We start from the raw sequence: 16563 nt of genomic DNA, 5'->3' as shown, positions 1-16563 counted from the left end.
TCTAAAGGTGGTTTTCCCCCTTTTATTGGATAAAATTCAAATCCACACAAAATTGATCGATGAATGAGTATAAATGAAATGAAGATCCATGGATAATGGCAACTCATTCAGAAAAAGTTTCTAGAAATTTGACGGCGCCTTTGGAAAGATAGCGGTCTTCGAGCCATATAAGGGCGGCTTCCGATTTTACTGCACAATCTTTGAATTCGACTATTTTTATCCCCTGAGTTGAAAAAGATTTAGAGGTGGTGCGCGGCATGATAGTAGCACCTATTCCTTCTTTCACTAAAGATAATATCATTGCTGCATCAGGACATTCACATACAATGGCAGGTTCAAATCCATGTCTGAAGCATTCATCCACGATAAGTTCATAAGTACCTTGACCGCTAACCCTATGCAGCAATAAAAGGGGAAATTCTTTAATATGTTTAAATTCAATGGAGTCTGGGATATCCCAATCTTTTGGGGTGACAAGCACAAAATCTTCCGGCTGAAGGTTAATCGCTGAGAATTGCTTACCATTAATAGGAAGCCGTACAATGGCCAACTCGATTTCCCTGTTTATTAAGCCTTCCGTCAAACGGAACGTATCTCCTTCCATTAACTTGAAGCGTATGTCAGGGTATTCTACTCTAAAGGTTCTCATCCTTTGCGGAATGTAAGAAAAGCAAGTTTTTACAGATCCTATGGAAAGAGTGCCCTTTACCCCTTTACTGACTTCCTGCACTTCCAGTAGGGATTCTTCAAACTGGTTTAATAGAGCTTCAGCTTTTTTATATAGGACCTTGCCAGTTTCAGTGAGTTCAAGTTTCTTTCCATTCCGATCGAAAAGCTTTTCACCGATTTCCATTTCCATTAATTTAAGCTGCTGGCTAAGAGGCGGTTGGGCCATATGTAATTTTTTTGCGGCTTTTGTTACTTGTTTTTCCTGAACGATGGTCACAAAATACTTTAACTGCCGGATGTCCATTATATACACCTCATACATATGATTTACATATACATATTGAATTTTTTAAGTATTATATATATATCATAACATATGGTATATTTTGTTATAGGGATTAATTCAATATTTGGGATTTTTTAATTGTAAGCGCTTCATTTATTTTAAGGGGGATGCAATCATGCCGGCAAAAACAGGTGAAGAATATATTAATAGGGTAGACAACGCAAAGGCGAACGTATGGATAAATGGGGAGCAAGTAAAAGATAAAATCAGTGAACACCCAGCTTTTAAAGGGGTCATGAAAACACAGGCCGAATTATATGACCTCCAGCATGATCCCGGGAAAAAAGATATCATGACTTATATTTCACCAACCTCCAATGAAAGTGTAGGGGCCTCATTCATGCAGCCCCGGACTAAGGAAGATCTTGAAAAAAGGAGGAAAATGATTCAAGAATGGGCAAGACATAATAATGGTATGATGGGACGTTCCCCTGATTACATCAACAGTGGGATGATGGCGTATGGTTCTGCGGCGGATATGTTCGGCACTCAGGATTCGGCATTTGCTAAAAATATGAAAGATTACTATGAGCTCTGCCGGGAAATGGATTTGTCGTTGACACATACGCTGATTCAACCCCAGGTTAATAGGGGAGTTAGTGCGGCAAAGCTTCCGGACCCTTACATCGCTGCACGGATTGCGGGCAAGGATTCAGAAGGGCTAATTATAAAGGGAGCCAGATTATTAGCTACACAAGGCGGAATAACGGATGAAATCATGGTTTTTCCTTCAACGTTGCTTAAACAATCAGAAGAAGAAAACCCTTATGCATTCGCATTCTCCATACCGAATAATACACCGGGGGTAAAATTCATCTGTCGTGAATCATTCGACTATGGCAAATCCAATTTTGACCATCCACTTGGCTCACGATTTGAGGAAATGGATACTATAATCGTTTTTGATGATGTAGTCGTTCCTTGGAACCGGGTATTCGCATATGGGGATGTCGGCATTTGCAACCAGGCTTATAATGAAAGCAATGCGGTTGTTCATATGACCCATCAGGTGGTATCGAAGAATATTATCAAAACCGAGTTCATTCTGGGTATTTTGCAACTAATGGTGGAAACGATCAATATTGGGCAATACCAGCATGTTCAGGAGAAAATTTCGGAAGTCATCATAGCACTTGAAACGGTAAAAGCCTTCATTACAGCTTCGGAGGCAAACGCAAAAGTGGATAAGTGGGGAATAATGACACCAGATTTCACACCGTTAAACATTGCCCGTAATTATTATCCAAAGATTTACCCTAGATTCAGTGAAATCATGCAGCTTCTTGGGGCTAGTGGCTTAATGGCGATACCAAATGAAGCCGATTTCAATTCGGAGCTTCGACCGGATTTGGATAAATACCTTCAATCCGCTAATGGCGGGGCGTATGACAGGGTTAAACTGTATCGTCTCGCATGGGATGTATGCATGAGTTCATTTGGAACTAGGCAAACACTATATGAGCGCTTCTTTTTTGGGGATCCGGTTCGCATGGCCAGCGCTTTATATTCTGGCTATGATAAACAGGAATATGTGGACCGTGTCAAGGAGTTCTTAAACCGTGCTGAAAATCTTGCAGAAATCAACTGACCCTGTAGCAGTATGTAACCATAAAGGCCTTCCCGATGCTCAGGAAGGCCTTTAAATATGAAATCTTTTATTTAAATCGGTTATGGATATTATTCTTTTTATATGTGCCAAAATCACTGAATTCCGTAAGCTCCATGGAAAGGGCAAGATATCTCTTTGAGAAGAGGGCTGCCAAATGGGACTCCAGCGTTTCAAAAAGGTGGTCACATACTTTGGTTTTATCCTTGTCATGGCGTCCAGCGCCAATTTTTAGTATGGCATGAACAAAGGCATCATCCTCTGAACCATCGGCAACACGATAATGCTTTAATTCAATGGCTCGAGATCGAATGCCGCCAATTGGAAAGATGGAAGGATAGGAGATTAATACATCATTCACTTTCTTTAACAAACCGTCAATCTGGAGTTCATCTTTGATATTATCGGTATATTCTATAATTATATGAGGCATGTGATCCTTCCCTTCCGTTAATTATGAATTTTTAAATGCGACCGATCCCCGTCTTCTCTAAATATATCGTCACCGACTATTGTGCTAACGAGTTTTCCGATACCTTCAATTTCAGTGGTGATTTCATCACCTACAGCAGTATCCGCCAATCCTTCGGGTGTGCCTGTCAATATGATATCGCCTGGACTCAATGTCATGAAGCCGCTGAAATATTCAATTAAATCAGCAATGCTGAATATCATGTCTTTCGTGTTGCCTTCCTGAGTCAATTTTTTGTTGACGTATGTCTTGATGGAAAGATTCGAAGGATCTGGAATATCTTCGGCATCCACTAGCCACGGTCCAATTGGGGTGCAGGTATCGCGATTTTTGACCTTTAAGTTTGGCCGGTAGTAATTCTCCAGATAATCCCGTATTGCATAATCATTTGCAATGGTATATCCACTTACATACTTAAAGGCGTCTTCTTTTTTTATGTTCTTCGCCTTTTTACCGATGACGACTGCCAGTTCACATTCATAATGCATATAAGATGCATCAGAAGGCCGTCTTGTCTGTCCCCGGTGCCCGATAAAGGTATTTGGCCCTTTTAAGAACGCAAGGGGTTCTTCCGGGGCTTTAAAAGCCAGCTCCTTCGCATGGTCGGCATAATTCAAGCCAAGCGCGAATACAGTACGGGGTTCCACCGGGGGAAGCCAGACAACATCTTGCTCATTGACAATCCGGCCATCCGTCAATTGGAGCCGGCCATTATATTCACTTGCTAGATGTATGGCACCTGCATAGGCTACACGGGCTCTCTTCATAAAACCCCCTCCTTTGATAGCTTTACTTCTGAAATGATTGTATTTTCCAAATATCCGATTTCGTCAATTTCAATTCTAATATGATCATCGGCTTTTGCCAGTGGTGCATTCTCAGGAACTCCAACTAGAAGGACGTCACCCGAATTCAGAGTCATGAAGTCTGTTACATCCTCAATGAGGTGGGAAATGGAGCGAATTAGATTTACAGTTGAATTTTCTTGCCTGAGCTCCCCATTTATAAATACACGGATTCCTAATGAATCGGGGTTGGATATGGATTCCTTGGATACGACCCAGGGACCGATCGGGCAAAATCCATCTCGGGCTTTATAACGGATCGCAGGACGGTAAACGCTTTCATGCGGAATGCTAATATCATTGACGATCGTAAAACCTTCTATATAATCCGATGCATGTTCTTTCTTGACCCTAGTGGCCGTTTTATTGATCACTATTCCAAGGGCCGCCCCGATTTCCAATTCAGGTATACCATTTGGAAGGGGAACTGGAGTTGAAAAAGAAGAAAACGTGTTTCTAGGTTTAATATAAAGGATCGGCCCTTTAGGAGGCTCATTATAAGGAGGGTGGCCGATCTTTTCCTTCAATGCTTCCAATGATCCTTTATAGTTTAATAATGTCCCATATACAGTCCCTGAAATAGGGATATCCAACTTTATTTGGGATACATCGTATTTATCACCGTTCTTTAATATATAACCGTTCGACAATACATCCATTTCTTCCGAATAATCTGACTTCCTTAGTTTCACTCTTGCTTTTGCCATGGACAATCCCCCCTTGATTTTTTATTTATCATATATGATATCGTATATGATTTTTTGTTTAAGTTCAACATTTTTAGATTATTCAGTATAATTAGGTAAAAATTGTTAGGGGAAAGGTTGGTTTCAACAGAAAAATGCCTTGAACATTTAGTTAGGATGGAGCAAATACCATATCAACAAATTCGTTAGTGAAAAAGTGTGCAATATGGCGGATACACCTCGAAAAATTGATAAGAGTGATATAAAAGGCATGCAACCTGATTTATTTGCTTGTAAGCAGGGCAATGGGTATAATAAGTAGAGTAAATTCCTAGTGAGTTAAGCTATTTTTGGAGGGAAATCCCGTGAAAATTACAATAAAAGATGCTAGCAAATTCGTCGATCAAGAAGTTACCATTGGAGGCTGGCTTGCCAGCAAACGTTCCAGTGGTAAAATTGCATTCCTTCAAATCCGTGATGGCTCAGGTTTCATTCAAGGTGTCGTCGTGAAAGCTGATGTGGGTGAAGAAATTTTTGCACGTGCGAAATCGGTTTCGCAAGAGACATCCTTGTATGTAACAGGTGTCATTCAAAAGGATGAACGCTCGCCGTTCGGTTTTGAGTTACAAGTGAAAGATATTGAAATCATTCATGAATCATTGGATTATCCCATTACACCTAAAGCACATGGTCCTGAATTCTTAATGGATAACCGCCATTTGTGGCTGCGTTCAAAACGACAGCATGCAGTCATGAAAATCCGGAATGAAATAATCCGTGCTACATATGAATTCTTTAATGAAGAAGGTTTCGTTAAAGTCGATCCCCCAATTTTAACAGGAAGCGCACCAGAAGGAACGAGTGAATTGTTCGCCACTAAATACTTTGATGAGGATGCATACCTTTCACAAAGTGGTCAGCTTTATATGGAAGCGGCAGCAATGGCACTAGGGAAGGTATTTTCCTTTGGACCTACTTTCAGGGCGGAAAAATCCAAAACAAGACGGCATTTAATCGAGTTCTGGATGATTGAACCAGAAATGGCTTTCATCGAATTCAAAGAAAATCTGGAGGTTCAGGAACAATTCGTATCTTCCATCATCCAATCTGTTTTGAAAAACTGTCAGCTTGAGTTGAATACGCTGGGCCGTGACACAGCGAAGCTTGAACAAATTAAAGCTCCATTCCCTCGTATTACATATGATGAAGCCATAAAGTTCCTTCATGAACAAGGATTTGATGATATCCAATGGGGTGATGATTTTGGAGCACCGCACGAAACTGCGATAGCAGAAAGTTATGATAAGCCAGTCTTCATAACTCATTATCCAACCAAAATCAAACCTTTTTATATGCAGCCTGCTCCTGACAGGGAAGAGGTAGTTCTTTGTGCCGATTTGATTGCTCCGGAAGGGTACGGAGAAATAATTGGCGGCTCGGAGCGGATTCATGATCAGGAATTGCTTGAACAGAGAATCAATGAGCATGGCTTGAGCGAAGATGCTTACAAATGGTATATGGAATTAAGAAAATACGGATCTGTACCGCATTCAGGCTTCGGTTTGGGGTTAGAACGTACCGTTGCTTGGATCAGTGGTGTTGAACATGTCCGTGAAACCATTCCGTTCCCACGTCTATTAAATCGTTTATATCCTTGATCTCGTAATGAAGCGGTTATCTTGCCATATTGGGCAGATAACCGTTTTTTGTTAAAATTATAAGCTTATTAGGGGAGCCATATTCATGTTATACTTAATCAGAGGTGTCCAATAACATGAATAAAGAACATTTATATGCGTGGTTTAAGGAAGGAACGATAACGATTCCATCCTTTTTGTTGACTAACTATAAGACAATGGGACTGAATGAACAAGAAATGGTCCTATTATTACAATTGCAAAGCTTTATCGATAAAGGTAACCATTTCCCTGCACCATCCCAACTATCTGACCGAATGACATTACAGGAAACGGAATGTCTATTCTTAATCCAGCGTTTGGTTCAAAGGGGATTTGTTGAAATGGTGGTTGAAGGAAGTCAAGAAATCGGACAGGAAAAATATTCGTTGGCTCCACTTTATGAAAAAATGATGGACTGCTTCTTAAAAACTTTGAAACAGTCAGAGTCAGCTGAGGTCCAAAAAGCGGGAGAGAGCCTTTATACGATTTTTGAACAGGAGTTCGGCCGCCCTTTATCTCCATTTGAATGTGAAACATTGGCAATGTGGATGGAGGACGACCATCAACCTGAAATCATTAAGACAGCTCTTAGGGAGTCAGTCATTTCCGGTAAATTGAATTTCCGATACATTGATCGAATTTTGTTCGAGTGGAAAAAGAATGGAATTAAAACCTTGGAACAGGCAAGGGAGCAAGGAAAAAAATTTAGAGTGCATCAAAAGAGGGACCGAAAAACGGAAACTGCACAACCATTGAAAGATGTGCCCTTTTATAACTGGCTCGAGCAGTAATGTAAATTGAAGGAGAACCAATATGTTGAATAAAGCTCAAGTTCGATATTGTCTGGATACAATGGGTGAAATGTTTCCAGATGCCCATTGTGAACTGAATCACTCCAATCCATTTGAATTGGTGATTGCTGTTGCTCTGTCAGCTCAATGTACGGATGTATTAGTGAATAAAGTCACGAAGGATTTATTTCAAAAATATAAAAGGCCTGAGGATTACATAAGCGTTCCGGTAGAAGAGTTGGAAAATGACATTCGCTCAATCGGTTTGTTTCGTAACAAGGCTAAGAACATTCAAAAGTTGTCGCGAATGCTGATCGAAGAATACGGTAAGGAAGTTCCCAGGGATCGTGATGAGCTTGTTAAATTGCCTGGCGTGGGCAGAAAGACGGCGAATGTAGTCGTTTCAGTTGCGTATGATGTGCCAGCGATAGCTGTAGATACCCATGTAGAGAGGGTTTCCAAGCGTCTGGGATTATGCCGCTGGAAGGATAGTGTCCTCGATGTTGAGAAAACGTTGATGGCTAAGATACCGAAGGATGAATGGTCCGTTACGCATCACCGTCTGATATTCTTTGGACGCTATCATTGCAAGGCTCAGTCACCAAGATGTGAAACCTGCCCATTCCTAGAAGTATGCCGTGAAGGAAAAAAAAGAATGAAAAGGAAAGAAGCCAATTGACGCAGTCCATATCATTAAAAGTCCCGGCCGAATTGGACCATCCGTTCTTTTTCCCTGAAAAGGAAACCATTTTGGAAAAAGAATGCTATACAGGATGGAATGGATCAATCCCATTCGAGGCTTTCCCGTATGAGATACTTTATTATAATAATGTAGTGTCGTATGCTCCTTGGACCAAGGGGGCAATGCATATAAAGGAACTACTGGAAAAATGGAAGGGAATAGATACTGAATGCAGCATACTATTTTCAGAGCGAAAAGCGGGAAGGACCTTGGGACTCATGAAGCAGGGTATCGGTTTATTTTTAAATGCAGTCTTCTGGATGCATGGAAAGCCAGTGGTATTGAGTGACTGCCGAGTGCAAATAGAGTCCTTTCATAATATTCCGGTGAACGCGGCTGAAAGGGTTTCTTTCATCCTTGCAAGACCCGCTTCTTTCCATTCTTATAGACAACTTAGTGAGTTGTTCCGAGAATTTGAGAAACTATATGTGAAGCTCATGATCATTAATAAGAATAAAAGAAACGTCTAAGCTTTTAGCTTAGACGCAAACTGTAGTCAAACTCGATAAAAAATTGAGTTTGTCTACAGTTTTTTTGAGGGTTTGTAATTTAAACATTGATTGGAACGTAGGGAACCAAGGGGGTCCGCCCTCGGCGCCCTTTGCGCCTGCGGTGTCTCCCTTGGACACGCTTTTCCCGCAGGTGTCACGCACACCCGTTCCAATCAACTTTGTTTTAACATTTAGACAGAACCCCGTTTGCCAACAGTCTTTTTTGTTTTAAAAGAAGAACTTGAGGTGAAAGTATTCCGAGGTAGGACGCTTAAGTATAGATCCAGTTATTTTTAGTCAAACTGACATTCATTAACTATACCTTCGGAATTCGCGATGGCCAGAAATGGTCTTTCTCTATAGCTATTTCAAATCCAATAAAAAATGAAAAAGGTTTCGGAATGAGTACATTCCGAAACCTTTTTGTCTACAAACTGCTCTAAGCATTAGCTTAGACGTTTAATAGTCAATCTTTGTTTTCTTTATTGTTGTCTTTCTCTTTTTCTGGATCAGGGGCCGGGTTAGGGTCAGGGATTTCGCCTGGTTTTTCTTCCTCTACAGTCCCAGGGTCGGTGACAATATCCCCACCTTCAACGTCTCCATCATCCTTATTGCCTTTTCCATCATCAGGATTGTTTCCATTTCCATTATTATCAGTGTTTCCATTATCAATTCCATTATCAATTCCACTGCCGTTGCCATTGTTGCCGTTGTTATTTTTATCTTCGTCTTGCTTATCTTTTTCACCTTCAGCAGGAGTTTCTTGTTCCGGATTTTCACCCTCTGCCGGATCTTTAATCTCCTCGTCAGTACCCTTAGGATCTTCCGCTTCTGCAGGGATTTCGACCGATGTACTGGCAGGATCACTTTGTTGGTTATCCACTATGGCTACCACTGAGAAAGTATATTTACTTCCAGGGGTTGGATTAGGGATCGTTAAACTAGTATCCTTCGATTTTTTTAACACGCTCTGTGCTCCGCCATCAACGGACATCATAACCTCGAATTTGGCATTACCTTTAGGATATGACCATGATAGATTGATTTCATTACTTTCCTTATCGTAAGAAGCGTTAATGCCAGGTGAATCGACTTTCTCATATTCTGTCGTCACTTGTGTTGGCTCGTGACCTTTAACATAATATTCATAAGTGATTTTATCGCTTGGTGTATATTGATTGGCTTTAACAGCTGGATTGGAACCTTTTATGATTCCAACCTTCACAACACTGTCAGGTTGATTAAAGTCTTTCGTTTCTTTTGACTGAGCCATATGTTCCATCAAGTTCTTGAAAATTGATTTAGGGATCCTTTGAGATGAATCGCCAAGATATTCCATTTTATTGCCTGGTGCATTATCATATCCAGCCCATACTGCGACTGTATAATTGGTTGTATAACCCGCCATCCAGCTATCTTTTACACCGGAGGCTGGGATGTTGTTCCGTGCACGCTGGTCAGGCGTGAAATTGGTTGAACCCGTTTTACCGGCTACTGGAAGATTAGGTATATTGGCTAGCCTTCCTGTTCCATAAGGTTCTTTAATGACGCTCTTCAACATGTCCGTCACGATGAAAGCCGTGGAATCTTTCATGACCGGTTTCGATTCCGTCTTGTTTTTGATGGTGGTTTTGTCACGTAAAACAATCTTTGTCACACTATGCGGTTTATTATAAATACCGTTGTTTCCGAATGAACTGTATGCACCGGCAAGTTCAAGCGTAGAAACGTCTTGACCGCCTCCAATTGCAGCAGATTCACTTATTTCATTCTTGAAAGGCATGCCAAGGTCAACGGCAAAATCACGCGCCCGGTCCAAGCCGACTGCTTGAAGCGTCTTTAAGGCAGGGATATTTAATGACCGTGCTAGTGCTTCACGAGCTGTTACAGTACCATAATGTCTCCCGGAAGCATTTTTAAGCGGTGTTCCATCACTGTAGGTATATTCCTCATCTTTGATTGGATGGTAGGTGGACCAATTTAAATATTCTACGGCAGGACCATAATCCAGAATTGGCTTAATGGTCGAACCAGGTGAACGCTTGGCGTCCGTTGCATAATTCCAGCCGCGTTTAACCGTCGTGTTCCTGCCGCCGCCAACTGCTTTAATTTCACCAGTTTTAGTATCTATTAAGGTAACTCCAGCTTGGAGATCTTTACTTGGATAATTGATGATTTCATTACTGTTCAACATTTTATAGACATATTCTTGGGCATCTTTATCAATGGTCGTATGGATTTCCAAACCATCGGTAAAGACGTTATAGTCACCCATTTGTCCGACTTCCTCAATGACCAAATCGATGAATGCATCATAAGCAGTCGTGTCTTTTTTGCTTTTATCGATTTCTTGAAGTCCTTCTGTTATATCGATGCTTTGTGCATTTTTCATTTCCTGTTCAGTGATATATCCATGTTTATTCATTAAGTGAAGGACAATATCACGGCGTTCTTTCGCGCGTTCTGGGTGTAAATAAGGGTTATAACGGCTTGGGCTTTGCGGTAAACCTACAAGCATGGCCACTTCATTCAATTTCAATTCGCTTAGTTCTTTTCCATAATAAGTATGGGAAGCAGTTAATATCCCGTTTGCACGATTTGCAAAGAAAATCTTATTCACATACATTTCGAAAATTTCTTGTTTTGTATATTTTCTTTCCAGCTGTATGGCTAGCCACATTTCCTGGACTTTCCTTTTAATGGTCTTATCAGGTGTTAAATAAGAACGCTTGATAACCTGCTGCGTCAATGTACTTGCACCCTCTGAGCCGAATCCGTGTTTGAAGTTGGCTATGACGGCACTGCCCAGACGCAAGAAATCCACCCCGTGGTGTTTATAAAAGCGTGAATCTTCCGTAGCCAGGAAAGCATCTTCGACACGTTTGGGAATGTCTTCATAATTTACATAATCCCGGTTTTCTGTTCCGACTTCGGCTAGCAATTTACCATTTTCATCGAGAATTTTGGATGTGACTGGATCTTTTAAAAGCTTTTCATCAAGTTTTGGAGCATCGCTTATAAAGTAAGCCATTGCAGCTCCTCCGCCAACCAAGCCTATAATTCCGATTGTAACAAGTATAAGGAAAATGCGCTTAAGCATATTGGTTGGCTTCTTAGGACCTTTGTTCGGTTCCTTTTTTTGTGTCTGCCCCTGCTTTCGGCGTTCTTCTCTAGTATTATATTTTTCAGCCATTACAGCTAACCTGCCTTTCTAAAAAAACTAAAAATTTTCTGAGATGAGCGAATCTACTACTTTAATATAGTCAATTCTCGGTTGAAAGCCAAGAGTAATCTTTCGTGAACAGCTTTCAACTTCTTGAAGAGTTATAGATTTGCGTCCGCCGTCTTTCATTCTCTTCCAATAAAAACTAAGTTGTTCAGAACCCATTAGATATATATCATCCATTGCGGAAAACCGGATGATGACAAATGCAATTCCGTCATGCTGAACGATGTGTTTCATATGTTCAATTTGATGGTCATGAAAATTTTTCAGAGGGAACGAACTGCTGTTTTTCGTTTCCTTTGCCTCAAAATCAATGTACCTTCCTTTATAAACACCATTGTAATCGGTGGTCGATGCTTGTTTGAAGTAGGCTTCTTTAATGACTGCAGCACTTCTCTTCGGGTAATGGACATCAACAATTTGAATGGGTGTCGGTTTTTTATGAATGACGGCAATGCCGTGTGCTAAATAAAACTGATTGGTTTCGTTCAAATCGTCTTCCAATGTTTTTCCCCGGTTGCTATAACTGATTTTTTTTAGTGGGCTTTTCTTTTCTTCCAAAGCCTGCGGTACAAATCTTCGTCCATTGGGATAATGAAATGCCACTTTTACCCCTCCTTTTTTTCACTTATCTATATTAGCAAAAAAAGAATCCAATATGTGAATAAAAAGAATTGTTTCTTTGAACGATAGGATTTATGTACAACTAAATGTCACAATTAATCGCTATGGAAAGGATGGACATATAGATGCAAGTGTTGAATACGGAAAAGCAAATGCTCCATTCCATAAAAGTCCAAACCGCGAAAGGGAATAGGGATAATATATCAAGAACAAAGGCATATGAACAATTTTTCAGAAACCACCCAGAAATACAGTGGTCTTTTTTAGCCGGGATGGTTTCTAGAAATGCAGGCTGGAATATGTGTGACCTTGAAGGAATATGGTATTCCCATTTGCTTAGCCTTAAATACAGGCATCACCTATTCCTAACTTATGAAGAAGCCAATTGGAGAATATTCCAGGATGCTTATCCTCAATTGCTTCTCTATCATTATTCGACGAAGTATGGGCGTCCAATGTTTCATTTATGTCATTATTTTTTTATTACTGAATTCATGACGAACGAATGGTATTCCTTTTGGAAACATGGAAATCGTGAAAAGTTAGTCACTGCGCTTATAATAAATGAACAAAACGTCATTGAAAAGCCTGTTATTAAAAAGCAAACTTTCGTTTTTCATTCTATATTATTTTTCCTGCAGGACTGGATGCATTTTAGCACTGTATTATTTCCTACCTGCAATGGTAAGCTGTATGGTTCGTCCGTTTCGAATTTTAGAAATATCGATAAAAGGATTGAATTGGGGAAAAGGTTGGCCGGCCTTTTATTTTCTGAAGATTTGTTTCCGTTATTTTATGAATTTTCCTGCAGGACTGAACCAACCGGGGCTAGATTTGATTACGAACAATATCGAAAAAAGCCTAGGTACCATGAAACCCCGATGCTGAGGGGAATTTATCCATTGATTCATCATCAAGCAGGGGGGACAGAGCAATGGGATGTGAATAAAAGGATTAAAAAAGATTGGTTTATTGAGCCCCAATGGGAGGAAGACCCGGAATTGACCGATTGGTATGACCATAAACAAAAGCAGCTGCACACAGCTGCAATGATCAAAAAGTGGTTTTTTTAAAAGGAAACAGGGAAGGCGTCGATTATGCCTTCCCTGTTAATTGTACAAGTATTGATGCCCTTACGTTGAGGGGCGGTTTTCTCCACTAAGTTTCGGGTTTCCCGTTCCTGCCTTTTTAGTAGGCGGCTTTTGTCGTTTTTCGTTTTCTTGCTGTCTGCTTTCATTCGACTGCATAAAATCACCTCCTGTCTGTATTTTTGTTTAAAACTCCATTCTTCATTCTGCCATTGTTGTCGAAGGGCATAATAAATTAAGCGAATAGCACTTTCTTTGCCGATTCCCTTCTAGTTTTGTCAACCTTGAAGGGCTTTCTACTAAAAAAAAGAATAGTACACGTATAGAATGGAGGGATCAGCATGGTCAATAAAAGTGTCTCAACAGAGGAAATATTAAGGATGATAGCTGAGATAAGTACCAGCCTGGATCGTTTGGAAATTTCATATGGGGAAACTGTAAATACAGTGAGGTGCAAACTTTGGGCAGAGCAATATACATTGGTTAACAATGTCCAGGAAGCCATTGAGAATGCCGAGGATTATTGGGTGAATGCTGAAGGTGTAAACCATTCCTTTTCCATTGTTCTGGAAAAACCAATTATAAAGCACAAGGTTTTCACCGAATTGCACGTATAAGCCGATAGAATTTCCTTTTATAAAGAACTGGATTATACTAAGAGGAAACAAATGTGCGGAGGAATATATTGTGCAAAAAGAGAAACTGCAGCTATTAACCGAACAATTAATAAAATATACGGTCCAAGCGGATGATATCTATGAGGATGTACGCAAAGAAGAAAAGGAAAAGGATTTCTTTTCGGAAGTCAAGCCGTTTGCTGATCAGGTCAGGTCCTCATGCATCGATTGGGAAAACGGAATGAAGGAGTGGATGAAAGAAACCGAGTTTAAGCATCTTTTCCCCGAGCAAATCGAACAAACCGCTCATAACCTTTCTGATGTGGCCGTTCAGGCATTCTTTCCTAAAACCAGTTACAAGCGATTTAAAAGTCATGTCCAATCAGTCGAATTTATCCTTCATAATGTAAAAGCGGAGATCGATCGGATTTTATCATAAAAAACACCTACACTTTATTTCCTCTTTTTTCATATATTATCAGAACCATGTAATGAAAAAAGAGGAGGGCTCATTGAACATGATGAGATCCGGTTTTAACCAAGTCTCCCCAAATCAAGGACAGTATCCTCAATCAATGCCGGAATATTGGGGAGGGTACCAGCAGCCAATACAGTATCCTCTGCAAAATAATCATAATCTTGAACGGCCATTAATGTATCCATATCATACCCAGGATACAGGGGGCTATATGACGCCATATCATGATCCTTATCAGCAGGCGGCCTATCATCCATTCCAACAAATTCAGCAGCAGGCGATGCCTGTTGGAGCTTATCCGAGTAACAGTGTAATGCAGCCAATGCCGCAAATGCCGCAAATGCCGCAAATGCCGCAAATGCCGCCAATGCAGCCAATGCAGCCAATGCCGCCAATGCCACAAATGCAGCCAATGCAAATGCCACAAATGCAGTCGATTCAGTCCAATCAGCAACTGCAGCAGCAGGCTTTTAGTCCGTTCGATAATCCGTTGCAGCCAGCTAAACGACCCCCGCAAGGTCAGCAGCAGGCTCATAATCCCTATCCAAAGCAACAGTTCATGCAAAAACCCCAGCCATCTGGTATCAAATCGGTCATGAATCAATTCAAAACACAAGATGGTTCCATGGATATAACGAAAATGATGAATACAGCTGGACAAATGATGAATACAGTTTCTCAAGTATCGTCAATGGTCAAAGGAGTAGGGGGCTTCTTCAAAGTTTAGATGGTGAATAAAGGAAAAGCAGACTTACAAGTGACCCAGCCACTTATTTAAGTCTGCTTTTAAATTTGCCTAATTGATTTCAATCCGATTCCCTCTAATTTTGGGCAGGTGAAGCGTGAGGATGCCATCGCGATGTCGTGCGGTGACTTTTGCTTCATCAATCGGTTTTGGAAAGGAAATAGTTCTTGAAAATGTACCGGCTGAAACTTCTTTTTGAAACATTCCTTGCGTTTTATGCTGCCTATCAACATGTTTTGCAGAAATGGTCACGGCATGGGTCAGCACATCAATGGATATTTGGCTGCGTGCAATACCGGGCAAGGTAGCGGTAAGGGTATACTCTGAATTTGTCTCATGGACATCAACCGGAAAGCTGCGTTCTTTAGTAGAACCGAAGAAATCGTCAAGAGATTGCAGCATGCCTTTAGGAGGCCTTTCGGAAAACAATCGATCCATTTTGTTAATAAAATGGGTAAAGGGTTCAATTCGATTTCGATTATTATTTTTTTCAGAAGAGGTCATCACGGTTCTCCTTCCTAAAAAATTCCTTTGCCTATAGGCTATGTTAGGACTGAAGAATTGTGAATGAACCAATGGGTTTTAGATACGGATATAGAGGGAATAACGTTACTGATTGATTAGTAAAGGAAATGAGGGATTGATATGACAGAAAATAGCAAGCTTTCCTACATAGATACCGGGAAAGGAAATAAAACATTGTTGTTCATCCATGGGTTTTGTGGAAGTCATGAATATTGGAAGAACATCATTGCTGAATTAAAAGATGAATACCGAGTTGTTGCCATTGATTTACGAGGGCATGGTGCAAGTGAAGAAATAGGGGCATCTTTCTCGATTGATGATATGGCTGCTGATATTGCTTCATTTATGGAAGAACAGGGAATCGGAAAGGTTTATATGTTTGGTCATTCTCTTGGAGGATATATCACCTTGGCATTCGCAGAAAGGTTTCCTGGGAAATTGTCTGGTTTTTCACTGATTCATTCTACCGCTTGGCCTGACGATGAAGCTGGTAAGGAGGGGCGTTTAAAATCTGTCGGGAAAATAGAAATGGATGGAATCATTCCTTTCATTGATGGACTTGTACCAAAGCTTTTCGCTAATTCCGATGATCCGAATATTGAACATACAAAGGAAATCGGTTATAAAACAAGTGAAAGTGGTGCGATTGGGTCTTTGCATGCCATGAGGAACAGAACAGACAGAAATCATGTACTCAAAGAGACGAAGCTCCCAGTCCTTTTGGTTGCAGGTGAAAAGGATAAAGTAATTCCCGCTGAAAAAACCTTTTCTGTTAAAGGGAGCCATATTAATGAAGTTATACTTGAGGGAAGCGGTCATATGGGAATGTTGGAAGCTCCGAGCAGACTAGCCGAAGAAATCATTCGATATGTCGAGAAGAATTAACTGAAAAAGAATGATCAGGAAGCGGGAGTAGCCGTTTCCTGATTTTTT

The 16563-nt window shown here is 40.6% G+C and carries 18 protein-coding genes; 10 read left to right on the top strand and 8 right to left on the bottom strand.

All coding sequences use genetic code 11. The annotated features are described in order from the left end of the window. Positions 1–103: 103 nt before the first annotated feature. Positions 104–973, bottom strand: coding sequence for a LysR family transcriptional regulator (locus ACFX4L_RS11540; RefSeq protein ID WP_377405225.1), 870 nt, complete (start codon positions 971–973; stop codon positions 104–106). Between the two features lie 157 nt (positions 974–1130). Here ACFX4L_RS11540 and hpaB point away from each other — a divergent pair, with 157 nt between their 5' ends. Beyond that, a complete protein-coding gene (hpaB, locus tag ACFX4L_RS11535) occupies positions 1131–2603 on the top strand; it encodes a 4-hydroxyphenylacetate 3-monooxygenase, oxygenase component (RefSeq protein ID WP_284470336.1) in 1473 nt (490 codons plus the stop codon). Positions 2604–2670: 67 nt separating this feature from the next. Here hpaB and ACFX4L_RS11530 read toward each other — a convergent pair whose 3' ends face one another. From ACFX4L_RS11530 to ACFX4L_RS11520, 3 genes are read right to left on the bottom strand one after another with little or no spacing between them, the layout of a single operon-like run. Continuing rightward, complete coding sequence (locus ACFX4L_RS11530; RefSeq protein ID WP_089363179.1) at positions 2671–3054, bottom strand: 5-carboxymethyl-2-hydroxymuconate Delta-isomerase; 384 nt, start codon at positions 3052–3054, stop codon at positions 2671–2673. A 17-nt stretch (positions 3055–3071) separates the two neighbouring features. Continuing rightward, positions 3072–3860: a fumarylacetoacetate hydrolase family protein gene (locus ACFX4L_RS11525; protein WP_289337378.1), complete on the bottom strand. Its 789-nt coding sequence runs from the start codon at positions 3858–3860 to the stop codon at positions 3072–3074. Continuing rightward, positions 3857–4645: a fumarylacetoacetate hydrolase family protein gene (locus ACFX4L_RS11520; RefSeq protein WP_289337379.1), complete on the bottom strand. Its 789-nt coding sequence runs from the start codon at positions 4643–4645 to the stop codon at positions 3857–3859. The genes ACFX4L_RS11525 and ACFX4L_RS11520 overlap by 4 nt, the downstream gene beginning before the upstream one ends. Positions 4646–4989: 344 nt before the next feature. Between ACFX4L_RS11520 and asnS the strand changes: the two genes are divergently transcribed. The 4 genes from asnS (at position 4990) to ACFX4L_RS11500 (ending at position 8306) form a co-directional block, all read left to right on the top strand. Continuing rightward, entirely contained in the window at positions 4990–6282 is a 1293-nt protein-coding gene (asnS, locus tag ACFX4L_RS11515) for an asparagine--tRNA ligase (protein ID WP_061463836.1), read from the top strand. A 116-nt stretch (positions 6283–6398) separates the two neighbouring features. Continuing rightward, positions 6399–7094, top strand: coding sequence for a DnaD domain-containing protein (locus ACFX4L_RS11510; protein WP_061463835.1), 696 nt, complete (start codon positions 6399–6401; stop codon positions 7092–7094). 22 nt (positions 7095–7116) lie between these two features. Further along, on the top strand, positions 7117–7773 hold the full coding sequence (nth, locus tag ACFX4L_RS11505) for an endonuclease III (protein ID WP_377405222.1): 657 nt from the start codon (positions 7117–7119) through the stop codon (positions 7771–7773). Further along, positions 7770–8306, top strand: a complete 537-nt coding sequence (locus tag ACFX4L_RS11500; RefSeq protein WP_377384187.1) for a YpoC family protein — start codon at positions 7770–7772, stop codon at positions 8304–8306. The genes nth and ACFX4L_RS11500 overlap by 4 nt, the downstream gene beginning before the upstream one ends. A gap of 487 nt (positions 8307–8793) precedes the next feature. On the opposite strand, the gene ACFX4L_RS11495 is transcribed toward ACFX4L_RS11500, so the two are convergent. Beyond that, on the bottom strand, positions 8794–11520 hold the full coding sequence (locus ACFX4L_RS11495; protein WP_377384190.1) for a PBP1A family penicillin-binding protein: 2727 nt from the start codon (positions 11518–11520) through the stop codon (positions 8794–8796). A 27-nt stretch (positions 11521–11547) separates the two neighbouring features. Further along, positions 11548–12159, bottom strand: coding sequence for a Holliday junction resolvase RecU (gene recU, locus ACFX4L_RS11490; RefSeq protein ID WP_377384192.1), 612 nt, complete (start codon positions 12157–12159; stop codon positions 11548–11550). A gap of 143 nt (positions 12160–12302) precedes the next feature. On the opposite strand from recU, the gene ACFX4L_RS11485 reads away from it, so the two are divergent. The 3 genes from ACFX4L_RS11485 to ACFX4L_RS11475 all read left to right on the top strand — a co-directional run bounded on the left by ACFX4L_RS11485 (position 12303) and on the right by ACFX4L_RS11475 (position 14321). Beyond that, the gene (locus ACFX4L_RS11485) at positions 12303–13250 is read left to right on the top strand and encodes a DUF2515 family protein (protein ID WP_377405219.1); all 948 of its coding nucleotides are present in this window, start codon (positions 12303–12305) and stop codon (positions 13248–13250) included. Between the two features lie 356 nt (positions 13251–13606). Then, complete coding sequence (locus tag ACFX4L_RS11480) at positions 13607–13882, top strand: hypothetical protein (RefSeq protein ID WP_061463830.1); 276 nt, start codon at positions 13607–13609, stop codon at positions 13880–13882. A gap of 70 nt (positions 13883–13952) precedes the next feature. Then, positions 13953–14321 carry a YppE family protein gene (locus tag ACFX4L_RS11475; protein WP_061463829.1) on the top strand — a complete coding sequence of 123 codons (369 nt, stop codon included), beginning with the start codon at positions 13953–13955 and terminating at the stop codon, positions 14319–14321. A 95-nt stretch (positions 14322–14416) separates the two neighbouring features. Here ACFX4L_RS11475 and ACFX4L_RS11470 read toward each other — a convergent pair whose 3' ends face one another. After that, positions 14417–14773 carry a hypothetical protein gene (locus tag ACFX4L_RS11470; protein WP_377405216.1) on the bottom strand — a complete coding sequence of 119 codons (357 nt, stop codon included), beginning with the start codon at positions 14771–14773 and terminating at the stop codon, positions 14417–14419. Between the two features lie 5 nt (positions 14774–14778). On the opposite strand from ACFX4L_RS11470, the gene ACFX4L_RS11465 reads away from it, so the two are divergent. Then, positions 14779–15087: a YppG family protein gene (locus tag ACFX4L_RS11465; protein WP_284470346.1), complete on the top strand. Its 309-nt coding sequence runs from the start codon at positions 14779–14781 to the stop codon at positions 15085–15087. Positions 15088–15156: 69 nt separating this feature from the next. Here ACFX4L_RS11465 and ACFX4L_RS11460 read toward each other — a convergent pair whose 3' ends face one another. Beyond that, positions 15157–15609 (bottom strand): Hsp20/alpha crystallin family protein, encoded by a 453-nt coding sequence (locus ACFX4L_RS11460; RefSeq protein WP_284470347.1) that lies wholly within the window; start codon positions 15607–15609, stop codon positions 15157–15159. A gap of 141 nt (positions 15610–15750) precedes the next feature. Between ACFX4L_RS11460 and ACFX4L_RS11455 the strand changes: the two genes are divergently transcribed. Next, entirely contained in the window at positions 15751–16515 is a 765-nt protein-coding gene (locus ACFX4L_RS11455; RefSeq protein WP_377405213.1) for an alpha/beta fold hydrolase, read from the top strand. The last annotated feature ends 48 nt before the right edge of the window (positions 16516–16563 follow it).

Origin of the sequence: Peribacillus sp. YIM B13482 (assembly GCF_042787975.1) — a bacterium.
In the GTDB taxonomy this organism is placed as follows: Bacteria; Bacillota; Bacilli; order Bacillales; family DSM-1321; genus Peribacillus; species Peribacillus simplex_A.
The sequence above is the reverse complement of the archived record's forward strand: the minus strand, read 5'-3'. Positions and strand labels throughout refer to the sequence as shown.

Coding starts and splice junctions, on each gene's coding strand:
- ACFX4L_RS11495 (WP_377384190.1), bottom strand. CDS start 11,520: ATGGCTGAAAAATATAATACTAGAGAAGAACGCCGAAAGCAGGGGCAG.
- ACFX4L_RS11465 (WP_284470346.1), top strand. CDS start 14,779: ATGCCACAAATGCAGTCGATTCAGTCCAATCAGCAACTGCAGCAGCAG.
- ACFX4L_RS11480 (WP_061463830.1), top strand. CDS start 13,607: ATGGTCAATAAAAGTGTCTCAACAGAGGAAATATTAAGGATGATAGCT.
- ACFX4L_RS11485 (WP_377405219.1), top strand. CDS start 12,303: ATGCAAGTGTTGAATACGGAAAAGCAAATGCTCCATTCCATAAAAGTC.
- hpaB (WP_284470336.1), top strand. CDS start 1,131: ATGCCGGCAAAAACAGGTGAAGAATATATTAATAGGGTAGACAACGCA.
- ACFX4L_RS11525 (WP_289337378.1), bottom strand. CDS start 3,860: ATGAAGAGAGCCCGTGTAGCCTATGCAGGTGCCATACATCTAGCAAGT.
- ACFX4L_RS11455 (WP_377405213.1), top strand. CDS start 15,751: ATGACAGAAAATAGCAAGCTTTCCTACATAGATACCGGGAAAGGAAAT.
- ACFX4L_RS11540 (WP_377405225.1), bottom strand. CDS start 973: ATGGACATCCGGCAGTTAAAGTATTTTGTGACCATCGTTCAGGAAAAA.
- ACFX4L_RS11510 (WP_061463835.1), top strand. CDS start 6,399: ATGAATAAAGAACATTTATATGCGTGGTTTAAGGAAGGAACGATAACG.
- ACFX4L_RS11530 (WP_089363179.1), bottom strand. CDS start 3,054: ATGCCTCATATAATTATAGAATATACCGATAATATCAAAGATGAACTC.
- ACFX4L_RS11520 (WP_289337379.1), bottom strand. CDS start 4,645: ATGGCAAAAGCAAGAGTGAAACTAAGGAAGTCAGATTATTCGGAAGAA.
- ACFX4L_RS11460 (WP_284470347.1), bottom strand. CDS start 15,609: ATGACCTCTTCTGAAAAAAATAATAATCGAAATCGAATTGAACCCTTT.
- nth (WP_377405222.1), top strand. CDS start 7,117: ATGTTGAATAAAGCTCAAGTTCGATATTGTCTGGATACAATGGGTGAA.